Raw genomic sequence first — 16394 nt, 5'->3', positions numbered from 1 at the left:
TCAGGCGGGGAATTTTCGCTAACAAACGATTTGAACAACGGGCGAGCATCTCTCGCTTGCTCGTTATGTAATTGACTGATTTTATAGAGATTGGAAAGCATGAACGAGTTGAAGATCCTGGCCGTTGATACCGCCACCGAAGCCTGCTCCGCCGCCTTGCTGGTGGGTGACAAGGTATTCTCCCGTTGGGAGGAGGCGCCACGGGATCACACCCGCAAGATCCTGCCGATGGTTCAGGCTCTGTTGGATGAAGCGGGGATAACCTTGGACAAGCTCGATGCCATCGCTTTTGGCCGTGGCCCGGGCTCCTTTACCGGTGTACGGATCGGCATCGGCGTCGCACAAGGGCTGGCGTTTGGTGCTGGCGTGCCGCTGATTGGCATCTCCACCCTGGCGGCCATGGCGCAAGGGGCTCATCGGCTGGAAGGGGCCGAGCGGGTGCTGACCGCCATCGATGCACGGATGGACGAGGTCTATTTCGGTCACTACGAGCTGATCGATGGTCGTATCCAGCTGGTGGGGGAAGAGGTGGTGAGTGGCCCGGCCGCGCTGGTGGAAGCCCGTGGCAAGCACTCTGGCCGCTTTATTTGTGTCGGCACCGGTTTTGAGACCTATGGAGAGACCCTAAAGGCCCTTGCCGACGAGCTGGTGGTCAGCCAGGTGCGTTTCCCGGCCGCAGAAGACATGTTGCCGCTGGCCCGCACCGCCTGGCTGGCGGGTGAAGCGGTAGCGGTCGAGCAGGCGACCCCGGTATATTTGCGTGACAAGGTGACCTGGAAAAAGCTGCCGGGTCGCGAATAAGGGCAAAGGCGCCATGGCTTTCATGTCGCCTCTGCCACCGAGACTCGCCCTGTCATGGGTTGTGTCGTGGCCTTGGGGCTGTTCGGCGAGAGGAGAGTGACATGTTGAGACGTGCGATGGTGATTGGGGCGACCGCCCTGTTGCTCGGGGCCTGCAGTACGGTGCCCAAGGAGCTGGTCTATCAACCGGAGAACCAGCTGGTGGTCTATCAGCCGGCCCTCGGCGGTATGGAAGGCAAGCCTGCCCGCTGGAGCGGCATCATTTCCGCAGTGCACAACAAGGCGGATCAGAGCGTCATCGAGGTGGTCTATCTGCCGCTGCAGGCCAACGGCGTGCCGGAGCAGACCGAGCAGAGCCCCGGCCGTTTTCTGGCCATCATGAAGGGCTTTGTCGACCCGACCCTCTATGCCAAGGGGCGCAGCCTGACGTTGCTCGGCACCATCGGTAAACCGGTGGATAGCCAGATTGGCGAGCACAACTATCGCTTCTCGGTGCTCAATGTAACGGGCAGCAAGTTGTGGCCGCCGGTCAAGGAGGTAGAGGTTCGCTATGTGGATCCCTACTTCTACGACCCCTTTTACGATCCCTTCTGGCCAAGACGGCCACTCCATCGCTAGGAGCAGGTATTGAGTACCCCGATGCAAGAGCGTTTCGTCACCCTGGCGGATGGTCGCCGGGTGGCCTTGCTCGAGAACCGGCAAGCGGCTTCCGAGCAGCCACAAAAGCCCCTGTTGATAGCCCTGCATGGCTGGCTCGACAATGGTGCCAGCTTTCTGCCTCTTGCCCCGTATCTCGATGATTTTCATCTGGTGTGTGTCGATCTGCCGGGGCATGGTCACTCCGATCACAAAACCACGTCCTATGTCTTTGTGGACTGGCTCGACGATCTCTACCAGATCACTCAGTCCGCAGGCTGGCCCCGTTTTGTCCTGCTGGGCCACTCCCTTGGCGCCCTCATCGCTTCTGCCTATGCCGGCGTTTTCCCCGAACAGATAGAGCGGCTTGTTCTGCTGGAGGGGCTCGGGCCGCTCACGCAGCCTGACGAGGCGGCTCCCACCCAGATAAAGAGAGCGATCCTCAATCGCAGCAGAACCCGCGAGCGAAGTGCGGCTGGCTTTGCCTCCATTGATGAAGCGGTCGCGGCGCGTTGCAAGGTGGCGGATATCACGCCTGCGGCGGCGCGCCATATCTGCGAGCGGCAACTCGAGGAGCGGGCAGGGCGCTGGCAGTGGCGCAGCGATCCCCGCTTGCGGGATCTCTCGCCGCTCAGAATGAGCGAGGGACAGGCGCAGGCACTGATCAAGGCAATCTGCTGCCCGGTGCTCTTTATCCGCGGTGAACAGGGATTTGCCGAGCTGGAGGCGCAGTGGCAATTGCGACAGGGGGCCTTCAGGCAGATAGAGCAGGTGATTTTGCCGGGAAATCACCATTTTCATATGGAAAATGGCGCAGCAACCGCCGTTTGTATCGTAAATTTTTGTCAAGTTCGGTAGAATCACCGGCTTTCTATAATTCCAGGTTTGTCATCCCCCTCACATTTTTCCGTTGTTAATTTGCTGTTAATTGATGTTGCGCTGTGTAAATATGGGCGGCATTAGAGTACGTGCTTAAAACAGTTGATTGAAATAGATGTGAACAGGGACGGAGGCAACAGAGTGAGCGCACAGGTGCTAGTTATGCAGGAGAAGTTCGTGGAAAAAGTTTGGCTCAAGCGTTATCCACAAGGGGTCCCCGCCGAGATCAATCCGGAGCAGTTCAGCTCGCTGGTCGAGATGTTTGAATCCTCAGTGAGCCAGTTCGCCGACCAGCCCGCTTTCGTCAACATGGGGCAGACCATCACCTACCGCCGACTGGAAGAGCAGTCCCGCGCCTTTGCTGCCTACCTGCAAAACGAGCTGAAGCTGGAGAAAGGGGATCGGGTCGCGGTGATGATGCCGAACCTGCTGCAATACCCCATCGCCGTGTTCGGCATCCTGCGTGCCGGCATGATAGTGGTCAACGTCAACCCGCTCTATACTCCGCGCGAGCTGGAGCACCAGCTCAAGGACTCCGGTGCCAAGGCCATCGTCATCGTCTCCAACTTCGCCCATACCCTCGAAAAAGTGGTCTACGATACCCCGGTCAAGCACGTCATCCTGACCCGCATGGGTGACAACCTGGGGCTGGCCAAGGGCACCTTGGTCAACTTCGTGGTGAAATACGTCAAGAAGCTGGTACCCAAATACAACCTGCCGCACGCCACCACCATGCGCCAGGCGCTGGCCAAAGGGCGTTATCAGCAGTACATCAAGCCGGAGATTGCCTGCGAAGATCTCGCCTTCCTGCAGTACACCGGCGGTACTACCGGTCTCTCCAAGGGGGCCATGCTGACTCACCGCAACATGATTGCCAACGTCGAGCAGTGCCTCGGCGTCTATGGCCCCATGCTGGAGCGGGGCAAGGAGTTTGTGGTTACCGCCTTGCCGCTCTACCACGTATTCGCACTGACCGTGAACTGCCTGCTCTTTATGCGCCTTGGCGGTTACAACCTGCTGATCAGCAACCCGCGCGATATCCCGGGTTTTGTCAAAGAGATCAAGAAGTACCCCTTCACCTGCATCACCGGCGTCAACACCCTGTTCAACGCCCTGGTCAACAATGCCGAGTTCCAGAGCATCGCTTTTGACAAGCTCAAGCTCACTATCGGTGGCGGCATGGCGGTGCAACGCGCTGTGGCGGAGCAGTGGAAGAAACTGACCGGCACCCCGCTGCTGGAAGGTTACGGCCTGACCGAGTGCTCGCCGCTGGTGAGCGTCTGCCCCTACGATCTGAGCGACTACAACGGCTCCATCGGCCTGCCGGTCTGCTCCACCGATATCCGTCTGGTGGATGACAACGGTCAGGTGATCCACGAATTCGGTACCCCGGGCGAAATGCAGGTGCGTGGCCCGCAGGTGATGGTCGGCTACTGGCAGCGTCCCGAGGCCACTGCCGAAGTGATGCAGGATGGCTGGCTCTGTACCGGTGATATCGCTGTGTGCGACGAACAGGGCTTCTTCAAGATCGTCGATCGCAAGAAGGACATGATCTTGGTCTCCGGTTTCAACGTCTATCCCAACGAGATCGAAGATGTGGTGGCGCTCCATCCGAAAGTGCTGGAAGTGGCCGCAGTCGGCGTGCCGCACAAGGTCTCCGGCGAGCTGGTGAAGATCTTTGTGGTCAAGAAAGATCCAAAGCTGCAGGAGGACGAGATTATTGCCCACTGCCGCAAACATCTGACTGCCTATAAGGTGCCGAAACTGGTAGAATTTCGTGACGAACTTCCCAAGACCAATGTGGGCAAGATCCTGCGCCGCGTACTGCGTGACGAGGAGATTGCCAAGCAGTAAGGCGTTGCACCGGCTTTCTGGTGTGTCGCAGTGATGCAAAACCGTGGGTCATCCCACGGTTTTTTCTTTTTGGCCCTGATCAACCGCGCAGGCACAGATGCAATATCAACTTATCACTCAGCAAGCCGAACTTGAGCAGTATCTCGCTTCTCTGGCCGACGTTCCCCTGGCTATCGATACTGAATTCGTTCGCACCCGCACCTATTATCCCCAGCTTGGCCTGTTTCAGATCTATGACGGCCAGCAACTGGCGCTGCTTGACCCGCTTACTCTCGATCTGGCTCCGCTCTGGCAGCGGCTTGGCCGGGCAGGGCAGATCGCCATTTTGCACGCCTCCGGTGAAGATCTGGAGCTGATCCAGCATCAGGCCGGCCATCTGCCCAACCAGATGCACGACACCCAGCTGGCTGCCGCGTTTCTCGGGCACGGCGTATCGGTCGGTTTCGGCGCGCTGGTCAAGGAGTTCCTCGGCGTGGAGCTGGAGAAGGATCAGGCCCGTACCGACTGGCTGGCCCGTCCGCTGACCCCGCGTCAGCTTGAATATGCCGCTGCTGACGTCTTCTACCTGATGCCGCTCTACGAGAAGGTGATGGCCAAGTTGCGTGAAAGCGGCAAGTTTGCCTGGTTCGAGCAGGAGTGCCACAGCCACTCCGCCCGCAAGACCCAGGGCAGCGATCCCCGTCAGGCCTATCTCGATATCGTCAACGCCTGGCAACTGGGGCGCCGCGAACTGGCCATCCTGCGTGAACTGGCCGCCTGGCGCCAGCAGGAGGCGGTACGCCGCGATCTGGCTCTGAACTTTGTGGTCAAAGAGCTGCACCTGTTCAAGGTCGCGGAGCGCCGTGCCGCTTCCCTGCGCGATCTCAACGAGCTCGGTCTCTCACCCATCGAAATCAAGATCCACGGCAAGCGGATGCTCGATATCGTTGCCAAGGCGCAGCAGAGCGATCCCGACTGCTGGCCCGAGCCCATTCGCCGGCTGGTGGACTATCCCCAGTACAAGGGCGAGCTCAAGCGGATCAAGGCGCTGGTGGAGGAGAAGGCCAAGGCGAGCAACATTCCGCCCGAGCTGATTGCCAGCAAGAAGATCATCCACCAGTACTTCACCTGGAGCTGGCGGATGGGAGATGCGGAGCGTGCCCGTGCCGACAAACCCATGCTGCTGCAAGGGTGGCGCCATGAGCTGGTAGGTCACCTTTTGGAACAATAAGTGCACTGATTGTTGCACCTATGAATCAATCCTCACCCTCGGGTGGGGATTTTTTATTGGGCGACCTTCAGAGAGAGGCGATGATGGGGTGGCCGATCTGGCCAAGCGATCAATTTGGCTGGTGCTAGCGGGAATAGCGGAAGAGTGAAAAAGGCAGCGGAACACCGCTGCCTTTTTTGATCACCAGATAGGCTGGGTCAGGTAGGGGTTGCTCGCCTTCTCGCGGCCGAAGGTGGAGCTGGGGCCATGGCCCGGGATAAAGACGATCTCGTCACCCAGCGGCAGCAGGGTCTCGGTGATCGACTTTATCAGCGTGCCGTGATCGCCACGGGGGAAGTCGGTGCGGCCGATGCTGCCGGCAAAGAGCACGTCGCCAACCCAGGCGAGCTGCTCGGCTTGGGAGAGCAGCACGATATGGCCCGGGGTGTGGCCGGGGCAGAAGTAGACATCCAGCTCGCACTGGCCAAGCTGCACCTTGTCACCCTGCTCAAGCCAGCGATCCGGCGTGAAGGCGGGGGTATGGGCGAAGCCGAACATCTGGCTCTGCTGGGGCAGCATGTCGAGCCAGAAGGCGTCCTCCTTGTGGGGGCCGGTAATGGCGACGCCGGTTTTTTCCCGCAGCTCGGCGGCGGCACCCACATGATCCAGATGACCGTGGGTCAGCAGGATGTGGGTCAGGGTCAGGCCGCGCTTGGCGATGGCGGCCAGCAGTTTGTCCGCTTCGCCGCCCGGATCGATCAGGGCCGCCTGATGGGTCTCGTCACACCAGATGAGGGAGCAGTTCTGGGCGAACTGGGTGACCGGGATCACCTCGAATTTCAACATAGAGTTCCTCTCTTGGGATGGGTCAGCCGCGCAGCGCGCTGGCATGCTGCTCGGCGAAATAGTCGAGGCAGGCCTGCTTGTCACCGCGAAACACGATGCGCTCCTGCTTGTTGCCAAGCTGGTAGAGATACATGGGGTCGTAGTAGCGGGTCAGCAGCAAGGTGATCCAGGCCAGATGCAGCGCGGTATCGCCGCTGTTTTCCTGCTCGGTGAGGGCGGTTTGCATCAGGGCATCCAGCTCGCGGTGGGCCTGATCGCCGAGGCGGCGCTTGAGGCGGGCCAGCGCATCGGTGAGGTAGGCGGCAAACAGCGGCCAACCGGCTTCCTGGCCATACATGGCTTGATAGCGCAGCCAGAGATCGTGCACGTAATCTTCGCGGATCTGCTCGGCCCGATCGATTTGCGGAACATCCACCACCACCAGCGGTGCCTGACTCATGGCCTCATGGAGAGAGAGGGGCAGGCAGCAGCGGCCGATCAGGCGGCTCTCGTCCTCGACCACGAAGGTCTGCTCGCCGCGATGGCGGCGCTTGAGCAGTTCGATGGCGAGGTTGTTTTCAAAGTTGATGTTGCTGGGCTGGCCGCCGGGCAGCTGACCAAAAGAGGAGCCCCTGTGATGGGCATGCCCCTCCAGATCCACCGCCTGGGTCACCTGATCGAGCATATGGGTCTTGCCGGAGCCGGTCATGCCGGTCAGCACACTCCAGTGACACTCGGTAGAGGCCTTGTCCTGGGTGTCGATCAGAAAACGGCGCAGCTCCTTGTAGCCACCGGCGACGCGGGGGCGAGTCACTCCCGCTTCAGCCAGCCACTGTTGCACGGTTTGCGAGCGCAGGCCGCCGCGAAAGCAGTAGAGCACGGCATCGGGCTGCTGGCGCAACTGCGCCAGCCAGCCTTCGAGTCGCTCGGCACGTACTGCTCCCCCCACCAGCTTGTGTCCAAGCTCAATGGCGGCGGCCTGACCCTGCTTCTTGAAGCAGGTCCCCACCTGGGCGCGCTCATCGTCTGTCATCAAGGGCAGATTGGTCGAGCAGGGGAAGGCCCCCTCCTTGAACTCGATGGGGGCGCGCACATCAATCAACGGCACATCGTCCAAAAAGAGTTGGGCGTAGTCCGTGGCCAGTGGCAATTCACTCATTGGACAATCTCGATAAAGCGGGAGCCCTCAAGGGGCTTGATCTGGCCGATGGGCGAGAGCGCAAGGCCAGCTTCGCGCGCGATGGCGAGCAGCTCGGCTTCGCTCTCTTGACCCACTGCGACCAGCAGGCCGCCGCTGGTTTGCGGATCACACATGATGTTGCGGGTGCGATCGTCCATGGCATCGAGCTTGTGGCCGTAGGAGTCGTGGTTGCGCAGGGTGCCACCCGGGACGCAGCCCTCGGTGAGGTAGTAATCCACCTCGTCCAGTAGCGGCAGTGCCTTGAAGTCGAGGCGGGCGCTGACATTGGATCCCTCGCACATCTCCAGCAGATGGCCAGCCAGACCAAAACCGGTGACGTCGGTCATGGCGTGGACACCCGGCAGCTCGGCAAAGCGCTGGCCAATCTTGTTGAGGGTGCACATGGCGTTGGGGGCCAGTTGCTCGTGTTCCGGCTTCAGCTTGCCCTTCTTCTGGGCGGTGGTGAGGATGCCGATACCGAGGGGCTTGGTCAGATAGAGGGTGTCACCCACCTTGGCGGTGTCGTTCTGCTTGATGGCGTCAAGGGGCACGATACCGGTGACTGCGAGGCCGAAGATGGGCTCGGGGGCATCGATACTGTGACCACCTGCCAGCGAAATGCCCGCTTCGTGGCACACCTGACGGCCGCCGTCGATCACCTGCTGGGCTACTTCCGGCGCCAGGGTATTGATGGGCCAGCCGAGAATGGCGATGGCAACGATGGGCTTGCCACCCATGGCGTAGATATCGCTGATGGCATTGGTAGCGGCAATGCGGCCAAAGGTGAAGGGGTCATCGACGATGGGCATGAAGAAGTCGGTGGTGGAGACAATGCCCTGACCGTTGCCGATATCGACCACGGCCGCGTCATCCTTGCTGCTGTTGCCAACGATCAGGGTCGGGTCGTTGAAGCCCGGGATCTGGCTCTTGAGAATGGTGTCGAGCACCTTGGGAGAGATTTTGCAGCCACAGCCAGCGCCGTGGCTGTATTGGGTCAGACGAATGGAAGACATACTTACCCCTTGTTTGTGCACCGTGTGCAGAGGCTCTGCGGGAGCCATCTTGGTCAATGCGCGGCCATCTACCGTCATGTAAAGAGCCGCAAAAATAGGTGGCCTTGGCTGCTTCTGGAAGCAGTGATGTCAGGCAGTCACGCAGGGCTGCCGGGTAGGACGGGGAAGAAGAGGCGACAGATGCGCCAACACAGCCCCGCCAAGGGCCACAGGACAGGGCATTATGCCATAAATGCCCCCTCCGGTTCGAACAGGAATTCACACAAAGCGAAGGGGATTGGCGGGTGAAAGGTAAGGGAGTAGAGCGCAGGCTTGAGCCACTCAATCATCGGCAGGGGGGAAGAGAACTCGCGGAGTTGCCCCGCTGAGGTCGGTTTAACCTCAGCGGGGCTATCAGTTGGCGAAAGCAGATTAGCCGGCTTGCTCCAGCACCTGCTGGCGAGCCTTACCCCAGCGGCGCAGGCGCCGTTGCAGTGGCCGCTCCAGCAGGTTGTAGCTCAGCGCCGAGAGCCCGATCAGCACCGCCAGCATCAGCAAGGTTGCCACTACCCCCAGCAGCGGGTTGGTTTGGCCATACCACCATTCGGTGATCCCCGGCGCCAGATAGTGGATGAGCTCGCAGCCGGTGAGCAGCACCAGCGCGTGGAGCAGGTAGATGGAGTAGGAGAGATCCCCCAGCCAGTTGGTGAAGTGGTTATCCAGGAGGCGCAGCAGCGGGCTTTGGCGATTGCCCTGGCAGGCGGCAATCCAGATCAGCAGCACGTAGGAGCCGATCAGCAGCAGTGTCAGCTGCGGCGTCATGGTGAACTGCATCAGCGCGAAGGGCAGCACAAAGGCGACCAGCAACGGCAGATCATGCTTCATCATGGGCAAGCCTTTTGCGGCCTTGACCCTCGGCAGCAGCCAGAGGCCGAGCACAAATTCACTCACCCCGCGCCCCACCGCCAAGGCGCCGCTGGTGACATCCAGGGTGCCGCGACTGTGCACGATAAAGGCCAGCACAGTCAGCGCCAGCAGGGGGGCGAGATGGCTCCAGCGACTGCGGGTGACCGCCAGCGGAATAAGCAGCGGGAACAGCAGGTAGCTGATCCACTCCACGCTGAGCGACCAGGCGGCGAAGTTCCAGGTCAACCCGTGATCGGTTACCACCTGTAGCAGCAGGAAGGCGCTCGGCAACGCCTCGGCCGGGGTGAAGGGGGAGCCGAAGGGGGGCATCCCTTCCCACTCCCACATCTTGAACAAGGGGCCGGCGTAGAAGCCCACCCCGTGCTGCGCCTTGTAAAGCTCCCAGCCGACCAGCAGCAGCAGGGTCACCAGATAGAGGGGGTAGACGCGGGTCAGCCGCAGCCAGAGAAAACGGCCATAGCTCACGGTGCGGGGTGTGCGGGTGAAGGCCTCGCCATAGACATGGGCCAGCACCACGCCGCTCAAAATAAAGAACAGATCGACCCAGAGGTAGCCATTCTCGATGAGTTGGGTGTGGCCTGCGATCGACTCCATCCACTGGGGAAAGAGCAGCAAGCGGGCATGGAACAGCACCACCATCAGGGCAGCGATGCCCCGCAGCGGCGTTAACAGCGGCAATGATTGATTCATAACGGGATCCCTTGTGATGTTCAGCTTGGCCTGACATCGATTTTTGTTGTTGTACCGTCCATCAATCCTGATGGGACGGTTGCCCCGGCTTGGCTGCCGCAGGCGGGATCACACTACGGAAAAGAGAGTCATACGGGTGTGACTTAAATCATAAATGTGCAGTTATTGTGCAAAAAAATTTAAACAGATAAAGACGTGGGACACAGGCAGGGAAAGAGGAGGAGAGAGAACACCCATAAAGCAGAGAGGGTGGTCAACGGGGCGAGGGGCAGGTCTGTAGGCGTAAAGCAAAACAATCAGGCCCGCAAGGGGCCTGATTGATCACAAGGGGAGGGTGGTTGCCGATCAGCGAGCGCGTACCACCAGACCCTTGAGGTAGAAGCCTTCCGGATAGGCGGTACCGATGGGGTGATCAGAGGCCTGGGAGAGCAGCTCCAGGATCTGGGCATCGCGACCGGCATCGAGCGCTGCATCGGCAACGATCTTCTGGAACAGGCTCTGCTCCATCAGGCCGGAGCAGGAGTAGGTCAAGAGCACGCCACCCGGCGCCAACAGCTGGAACGCCAGCATGTTGATATCCTTGTAGCCACGGCAGGCACCCAACAGCTGCGCCTTGCTCTCGGCGAATTTGGGCGGATCCAGCACGATGACGTCGAACTTCTCGCCCTTCTCGCGATATTCACGCAGCAGCTTGAACACGTCGTGACGGACGAACTGGGTGTTGCTGGTATCCAGCCCGTTCAGCTCGGCATTCTGGCGGGCAATATCCAGCGCATTCTGGGAGAGATCGACGTTGACCACCTCTTTGGCGCCGCCCTTGAGGGCATAAACGCCAAACCCACCGGTGTAGCAGAAGCAGTTGAGCACCCGCTTGCCTTCGGTGTACTTGGCGGCAGCCTGACGGTTATCCCGCTGATCCAGATAGAAACCGGTTTTGTGACCGTTGCGAATATCCACCAGGATCTTGATGCCGCCATTCTCCTCGATGACCACGGGCTCGTTCGGGGTCTCGCCATAGATGACGCCGGTGCGCTCTTTCAGCCCTTCCTTCTTGCGCACTGCTACATCGGAGCGCTCATAGATGCTGCACTCGGGGTAGAGGGTACGCAGTGCCTGCGTTATCAGCTCGCGCTGGAATTCGGCACCGGCGGAGAGAATTTGGCACACCAGAAAATCGGCGTAACGATCGATGGTCAGACCCGGCAGACCGTCGGATTCGGCAGCGCAGAGGCGATAACCGGTGAGGCCCTGACGCTTGATGAGCCCGTCGCGGGACTCTTGCGCATATTTGAGGCGACGGATGAAGAAGTCGAGATCGACGGTCTCATCCTTGTCGAAGGTCCAGACCCGGGCACGGATCTGGGAACTGCCCGACCAGGCGCCACGAGCAAGCCATTTGCCGTCATGGGTGAGGATCTCGACGGTATCGCCGTCAATGGGGTTGCCCTGAACCCGCTCAATCCCCTTGGAGAAGATCCAGGGGTGGCGACGCAGCAGGGATTTTTCGCGGCCTTTGACGAGATAGATGGAAGCGCTCATGGATGTTTGCCAGATGGTCAAAAGAAAAGGGGCCACATTCTATGTGGCCCGCAGGTAAAACTCAAACGGCCCGGTGCATCAGCGTGCCCGAACCGGATGTGACTGACAGATCAGATCCTGATCCCCTTGAGTGCCCGGGTCAGCTCGCTGGCGGTGGCTTTCAGCCCCTGCGTGCCAGCCACCGAGGCGCTGGCAGACTCCTCCACCTGCGCTGCTTCATGGCGTACCTGATCCAGATTGTGGGTGATCTCGGCGGCCACCGAGCTCTGCTCTTCGCTGGAAGTGGCGATCTGGGTACTCATCTCCAGCACCGCATCGCTGTGATTGCTCAGCTTCTCGATATCGAGCCCCACCTCGCTGATGAGTTGCTGGCTGCTGGCGGCGCGACCCACGGTTTTCTCCATGATGTCGTTCAGCGCTCCGGTGCCGGCTTGCAGCTCTTCGATCATCTTCTGGATCTCGACCGTTGCCTGCTGGGTGCGGCTGGCGAGGGTACGCACTTCGTCGGCCACCACCGCAAAGCCGCGTCCCTGCTCACCGGCGCGGGCCGCTTCGATGGCGGCGTTGAGGGCCAAGAGGTTGGTCTGCTGGGAGATGGCGTTGATGACGCTTACCACCTCGTTGATGCGGTTGGCATTGTGAGTCAGGCGCTCGACTGCACCGGAGGCATTGCCAATCTCGTCGGCCAGAGTGCGGATCGCCTCTATGGTACGGGCCACCCGGTTGGCGCCATTGGCCGCCTCTTCGCTCGATTGACGGGTCTGCTGCAGGGTGTCGTTGGCATTGCGCGCCACTTCGCGAATGGCGGCTGACATCTGTTCCATGGCGGTGGCCAGCGAATCCATGTGCTGGCGCTGGGCGCGCGCCATGTTTTCGCCTTCACTGGCGTGGTCGCGAAACTCGTCGGCGGCCATGGTCAGCGCCTCGGCAGACTCTTCGACCAGCTTGACGATCTGGTGCTGGCGGTCAGTAAAGCGGTCGATGCTGCCCGCCAGGGTAGAGAACTCGTCGCGTACCGGGAAGAAGTTGAGGCGGAAGGTGAGATCGCCGTCGGCCACGGTTTGCAGCGCCTTGTTGGTGGAGTACAGGGCGCCGGAGACAAAGGTCATCATGTAGTGGATCACCAGTGCCATCAGGGCCGCCAGTGCGCCAATCATGGTGAGAGTGGTGCCCTGATCATCCCACATGGAGGAGGTACTGGTGTCGAGCTCGCCGGTCACATAGCCAGCCTGACCCGCTGGTGCGGTGAAGCGGTAGCGATCGCCCTCTTGTTCGAGTCCGCTCACCCCTTGTGGTTGGATGCGCAGATCGGCTGGCAGAGTGAGCGTTGGCTGCTGGCTGACCAGTTGTGCCGTGCTCTCGACCCGCTGCTGCAACTGCTCAACCTTGAGTTTTATCTCCTGCTCGTGGCTGTTTGCCAGCAGATACCAGCTGAGAAAGGCGATGATCAGCAGGGGAAGCCAGAAGGCGATGTGGAATTTTTCACTGATGGTGAGGTGAATGAGATAGCGGTCAACCCACCGGAATTTAACTTCTTTCATAATGGAGCTGCATCCTGCAGAGATAGAGTGTCGGGCACATTATCGTCTCGGGAATTTTTTTCTTAAGCAGAAGGTGTGAGAAATGGGAGAGCAATCGTTTGTCATTCGGGTGTGGGGGCAGGTGCAAGGGGTCGGATTTCGCTACTTCACCCGTGAGCGTGCCTTGCAGCTGGGGCTGCGCGGCCATGCCTACAACCTGGAGGATGGCTCGGTGGAGATCCTCATCAGCGGGCCGACGCAGGGGGTACAGATGATGCTGGGCTGGCTGGAACATGGCCCGCGCACCGCCCGGGTGACCCGGATGGAGTATGAAGAGGCGCTGCCGCCAAGCGGCCAGGGCTTTCATACCAACTGATCTGCCGGGGACATCATGGTTGCCGATACGCGTGATCCCTTGCTGGCGCAGGCCCGGGTGCTGGTTGCCAGCTACCGCCATGCCGCCCGCGCGGTGCGCCGTGAAGCGAGCGAGACCCATGTCCATGGTTACCGCATCGCTGCGCGCCGCATGCAGGCGCTGCTCGCATTGTGGCGACCCGCCCTTTGTCATTCAAAACTGGAACGACGGTTGCAGCGAGCCATTGGCCGACTCTCGGCCCTGCGCGATGCACAGGTTTACGCCGCGCGCTTTGGCGCGTCATCCACAATCGTCTTGCCCAAGGTGACGGTTCCCCTTTTTTCGGGCCTGCTTGCCCGCTGGCTGGATGCATTGGAGCAAACTCCCGATACCTCAGGGCTGGCTCGTCACTACCGGCGCCACCTTGCGCGCCGCCTCGATGGGGCATTGAGCCGACTTGATGAGCACCCGGCTGGCGACGCCTCCCATCGCCAGCAGCTGCGCCGCTGGCATCATCTGCGCCTTGAGATAAAACAGGCGCGCTACGGCGCCGAGTTACTGCTGGAGCTGGGGGCGGGGGAGGCGCAGTGGGTCAGCGCCTTTAGTCATTGGCAGGAGCGGCTCGGGCAGTTGCAGGATTGGCGGCAGTGGCGGCGCGCCCTGAAAGGGAACAAACGGCAGCGCAGGGTGAGGTGCAAACTCAAGCGCAAGATAGTGGCGCGATTGCGCCGCCTCGATTGTCAGCAGGCGGAACTGGTAGGACTCAAGGTGGCGATGCTGGATAGCCCGCTCTAACCATCCTGCTGGATGCTCAATCGCAGAGTTGCAGAAACTAAGAGAGTGCAGAGACAAAAAAAGAGGCCCGCAGGCCTCTTTTGTATGGGGTCGATACGCTTACTTGACGCGCATGCCCGGCTGGGCGCCTTCCTGCGGCTCCAGGATCCAGAGATCCTTGCCGCCCGGGCCTGCGGCCAGCACCATGCCTTCGGACATGCCGAAACGCATTTTGCGCGGCGCCAGGTTGGCCACCATCACGGTCAGCTTGCCTTCCAGATCTTCCGGGTTATAGGCGGACTTGATACCGGCAAACACCTGACGGGTTTCGCCGCCGATATCCAGTTGCAGCTTGAGCAGCTTCTCGGCTTCCGGTACCGCTTCGGCCTTCTTGATCAGCGCTACGCGCAGGTCAATCTTGGCGAAGTCGTCATAGGTGATGGTTTCACTGATGGGGTCATCAGCCAGCGGGCCGGTCACTTTCGGTGCCTGCTCCTTGGCCAGGTCTTCCTTGGATGCCTCGATCATGGCTTCAATCTTCGCAGGCTCGATGCGGGAGAAGAGGGCCTTGAACGGTGCAACGGTGTGATCGACCAGCGGCATCTCGATGCCATCCCAGCTGAGGGTTTCGGCCAGGAAGGCTTCGGCACGTTCGGCCAGCAGCGGCATGACGGGCTTCAAGTAGGCCATCAGTACGCGGAACAGGTTGATACCGACGGAGCAAACCGCTTGCAGCTCGGCATCTGCCCCTTCCTGCTTGGCTATGACCCAGGGAGCCTTGTCGTCCACATAGCGGTTGGCCTTGTCGGCCAGCGCCATGATTTCGCGGATGGCACGGCTGAACTCGCGGCTCTCATAAGCCTCGGCAATAGCGGTACGGGCGTTGGCAAACTCGGCGTAGAGCTCGGGTTCGGCGCAGGTTGCCGCCAGCTTGCCGCCAAAACGCTTGGCAATAAAGCCGGCGTTGCGGGAGGCGAGGTTGACCAGCTTGTTGACCACGTCAGCGTTGACCCGCTGCACGAAATCTTCGAGGTTCAGGTCCAGATCGTCGATGCGGCTGTTGAGCTTGGCGGCGTAGTAGTAACGCAGGCACTCCGGATCCAGGTGGTTCAGGTAGGTGGATGCCTTGATAAAGGTGCCCTTGGACTTGGACATCTTGGCGCCGTTGACGGTCACATAACCGTGCACGTTGACCTTGGTCGGCTTGCGGAAGTTGGCACCTTCCAGCATGGACGGCCAGAACAGGCAGTGGAAGTAGGCGATGTCCTTGCCGATGAAGTGGTAGAGCTCGGCGTCGGAGTCCGCTTTCCAGTAGCTGTCAAAGTCGATGTCGCCACGCTTGTTGCACAGGTTCTTGAAGGAAGCCATGTAACCTATGGGCGCATCCAGCCAGACGTAGAAGTACTTGCCCGGGGCGCCGGGAATTTCGAAACCGAAGTAGGGGGCGTCACGGGTGATGTCCCACTGCTGCAGGCCGCTTTCGAACCACTCCTGCATCTTGTTGGCCATCTCTTCCTGAATGGCGCCGGAGCCACGTACCCACTCTGCCAGCCATTTTTCAAACTGCGGCAGGTCGAAGAAGAAGTGCTCGGAGTCCTTCATCACCGGAGTGGCACCGGAGACGGCAGATTTCGGATCGATAAGCTCGGTCGGGCTGTAGGTGGCGCCGCAGCTGTCACAGTTGTCGCCATACTGCTCCGGAGACTTGCACTTGGGGCAGGTACCCTTGACGAAACGGTCCGGCAGGAACATCGATTTTTCCGGATCGAACAGCTGGGAGATGGTGCGGCTCTTGATAAAACCACCATTTTTCAGGCGGCCGTAGATCAACTCCGCCAGCTCGCGGTTTTCGTCGCTGTGGGTGGAGTGATAGTTGTCAAAGCTGATGTTGAACCCGGCGAAATCGGCCTGGTGCTCCTTGGAGACCGCGGCGATCATCTCTTCCGGGGTGATCCCCATCTGCTGTGCCTTGAGCATGATCGGGGTGCCGTGGGCATCATCGGCACAGATGAAGTGCACCTGATGACCGCGCATTCGCTGATAACGAACCCAGATATCGGCCTGGATATGTTCCAGCATGTGGCCAAGGTGAATGGAGCCATTGGCATAGGGGAGGGCGCAGGTTACCAGCATTTTACGAGGATCAGTTGCCATATTACGTTCTTGATGTGCTTGTTGGGATGATAGAGTGCCGTGCATGTTACCCGAATTGGGGGTAGCCTGCCTAGGGTTGT

Annotated in this window: 14 protein-coding genes; 7 read left to right on the top strand and 7 right to left on the bottom strand. The window is 60.3% G+C overall.

Translation table 11 applies throughout. The features are described 5' to 3' along the window. Nucleotides 1–99: 99 nt before the first annotated feature. From tsaB to rnd, 5 genes are all read left to right on the top strand, one after another. Nucleotides 100–801 carry a tRNA (adenosine(37)-N6)-threonylcarbamoyltransferase complex dimerization subunit type 1 TsaB gene (gene tsaB, locus I6L40_RS13040; protein WP_216994369.1) on the top strand — a complete coding sequence of 234 codons (702 nt, stop codon included), beginning with the start codon at nt 100–102 and terminating at the stop codon, nt 799–801. A 101-nt stretch (nt 802–902) separates the two neighbouring features. Then, nucleotides 903–1418: a Slp family lipoprotein gene (locus tag I6L40_RS13035; RefSeq protein ID WP_216994368.1), complete on the top strand. Its 516-nt coding sequence runs from the start codon at nt 903–905 to the stop codon at nt 1416–1418. Between the two features lie 9 nt (nt 1419–1427). Continuing rightward, nucleotides 1428–2294 (top strand): alpha/beta fold hydrolase, encoded by an 867-nt coding sequence (locus tag I6L40_RS13030; RefSeq protein WP_216994367.1) that lies wholly within the window; start codon nt 1428–1430, stop codon nt 2292–2294. Between the two features lie 198 nt (nt 2295–2492). Continuing rightward, on the top strand, nt 2493–4169 hold the full coding sequence (gene fadD / locus I6L40_RS13025) for a long-chain-fatty-acid--CoA ligase FadD (protein ID WP_108570586.1): 1677 nt from the start codon (nt 2493–2495) through the stop codon (nt 4167–4169). 97 nt (nt 4170–4266) lie between these two features. Further along, nucleotides 4267–5379 carry a ribonuclease D gene (gene rnd, locus I6L40_RS13020; protein WP_216994366.1) on the top strand — a complete coding sequence of 371 codons (1113 nt, stop codon included), beginning with the start codon at nt 4267–4269 and terminating at the stop codon, nt 5377–5379. Nucleotides 5380–5559: 180 nt separating this feature from the next. Here rnd and I6L40_RS13015 read toward each other — a convergent pair whose 3' ends face one another. From I6L40_RS13015 to I6L40_RS12990, 6 genes are all read right to left on the bottom strand, one after another. Next, entirely contained in the window at nt 5560–6204 is a 645-nt protein-coding gene (locus I6L40_RS13015; protein ID WP_042030935.1) for an MBL fold metallo-hydrolase, read from the bottom strand. A 22-nt stretch (nt 6205–6226) separates the two neighbouring features. Next, on the bottom strand, nt 6227–7342 hold the full coding sequence (gene mnmH / locus I6L40_RS13010) for a tRNA 2-selenouridine(34) synthase MnmH (RefSeq protein ID WP_216994365.1): 1116 nt from the start codon (nt 7340–7342) through the stop codon (nt 6227–6229). Beyond that, complete coding sequence (selD, locus tag I6L40_RS13005) at nt 7339–8376, bottom strand: selenide, water dikinase SelD (protein ID WP_216994364.1); 1038 nt, start codon at nt 8374–8376, stop codon at nt 7339–7341. Before selD ends, mnmH begins: the two co-directional genes overlap by 4 nt. Before the next feature lie 411 nt (nt 8377–8787). After that, nucleotides 8788–9972, bottom strand: a complete 1185-nt coding sequence (locus I6L40_RS13000) for an acyltransferase (protein WP_216994363.1) — start codon at nt 9970–9972, stop codon at nt 8788–8790. A gap of 345 nt (nt 9973–10317) precedes the next feature. Further along, nucleotides 10318–11511, bottom strand: coding sequence for a class I SAM-dependent methyltransferase (locus I6L40_RS12995; RefSeq protein ID WP_216994362.1), 1194 nt, complete (start codon nt 11509–11511; stop codon nt 10318–10320). Between the two features lie 110 nt (nt 11512–11621). Beyond that, nucleotides 11622–13052: a methyl-accepting chemotaxis protein gene (locus I6L40_RS12990; protein WP_041207712.1), complete on the bottom strand. Its 1431-nt coding sequence runs from the start codon at nt 13050–13052 to the stop codon at nt 11622–11624. An 82-nt stretch (nt 13053–13134) separates the two neighbouring features. Here I6L40_RS12990 and I6L40_RS12985 point away from each other — a divergent pair, with 82 nt between their 5' ends. Both I6L40_RS12985 and I6L40_RS12980 read left to right on the top strand, forming a co-directional pair. Continuing rightward, entirely contained in the window at nt 13135–13407 is a 273-nt protein-coding gene (locus tag I6L40_RS12985; RefSeq protein ID WP_033113652.1) for an acylphosphatase, read from the top strand. Between the two features lie 15 nt (nt 13408–13422). Then, nucleotides 13423–14181 (top strand): CHAD domain-containing protein, encoded by a 759-nt coding sequence (locus tag I6L40_RS12980; RefSeq protein WP_071910191.1) that lies wholly within the window; start codon nt 13423–13425, stop codon nt 14179–14181. A 99-nt stretch (nt 14182–14280) separates the two neighbouring features. Here I6L40_RS12980 and metG read toward each other — a convergent pair whose 3' ends face one another. Next, nucleotides 14281–16314: a methionine--tRNA ligase gene (gene metG / locus I6L40_RS12975; protein WP_071910189.1), complete on the bottom strand. Its 2034-nt coding sequence runs from the start codon at nt 16312–16314 to the stop codon at nt 14281–14283. Between the last annotated feature and the right edge of the window lie 80 nt (nt 16315–16394).

Origin of the sequence: Aeromonas sp. FDAARGOS 1410 (assembly GCF_019048745.1) — a bacterium.
Taxonomy (GTDB): domain Bacteria; phylum Pseudomonadota; class Gammaproteobacteria; order Enterobacterales; family Aeromonadaceae; genus Aeromonas; species Aeromonas jandaei.
This window is presented reverse-complemented; position numbering and strand designations above follow the sequence as displayed.

Coding starts and splice junctions, on each gene's coding strand:
- tsaB (WP_216994369.1), top strand. CDS start 100: ATGAACGAGTTGAAGATCCTGGCCGTTGATACCGCCACCGAAGCCTGC.
- I6L40_RS13035 (WP_216994368.1), top strand. CDS start 903: ATGTTGAGACGTGCGATGGTGATTGGGGCGACCGCCCTGTTGCTCGGG.
- rnd (WP_216994366.1), top strand. CDS start 4,267: ATGCAATATCAACTTATCACTCAGCAAGCCGAACTTGAGCAGTATCTC.
- I6L40_RS13015 (WP_042030935.1), bottom strand. CDS start 6,204: ATGTTGAAATTCGAGGTGATCCCGGTCACCCAGTTCGCCCAGAACTGC.
- mnmH (WP_216994365.1), bottom strand. CDS start 7,342: ATGAGTGAATTGCCACTGGCCACGGACTACGCCCAACTCTTTTTGGAC.
- selD (WP_216994364.1), bottom strand. CDS start 8,376: ATGTCTTCCATTCGTCTGACCCAATACAGCCACGGCGCTGGCTGTGGC.
- I6L40_RS13000 (WP_216994363.1), bottom strand. CDS start 9,972: ATGAATCAATCATTGCCGCTGTTAACGCCGCTGCGGGGCATCGCTGCC.
- I6L40_RS12995 (WP_216994362.1), bottom strand. CDS start 11,511: ATGAGCGCTTCCATCTATCTCGTCAAAGGCCGCGAAAAATCCCTGCTG.
- I6L40_RS12990 (WP_041207712.1), bottom strand. CDS start 13,052: ATGAAAGAAGTTAAATTCCGGTGGGTTGACCGCTATCTCATTCACCTC.
- I6L40_RS12985 (WP_033113652.1), top strand. CDS start 13,135: ATGGGAGAGCAATCGTTTGTCATTCGGGTGTGGGGGCAGGTGCAAGGG.
- I6L40_RS12980 (WP_071910191.1), top strand. CDS start 13,423: ATGGTTGCCGATACGCGTGATCCCTTGCTGGCGCAGGCCCGGGTGCTG.
- metG (WP_071910189.1), bottom strand. CDS start 16,314: ATGGCAACTGATCCTCGTAAAATGCTGGTAACCTGCGCCCTCCCCTAT.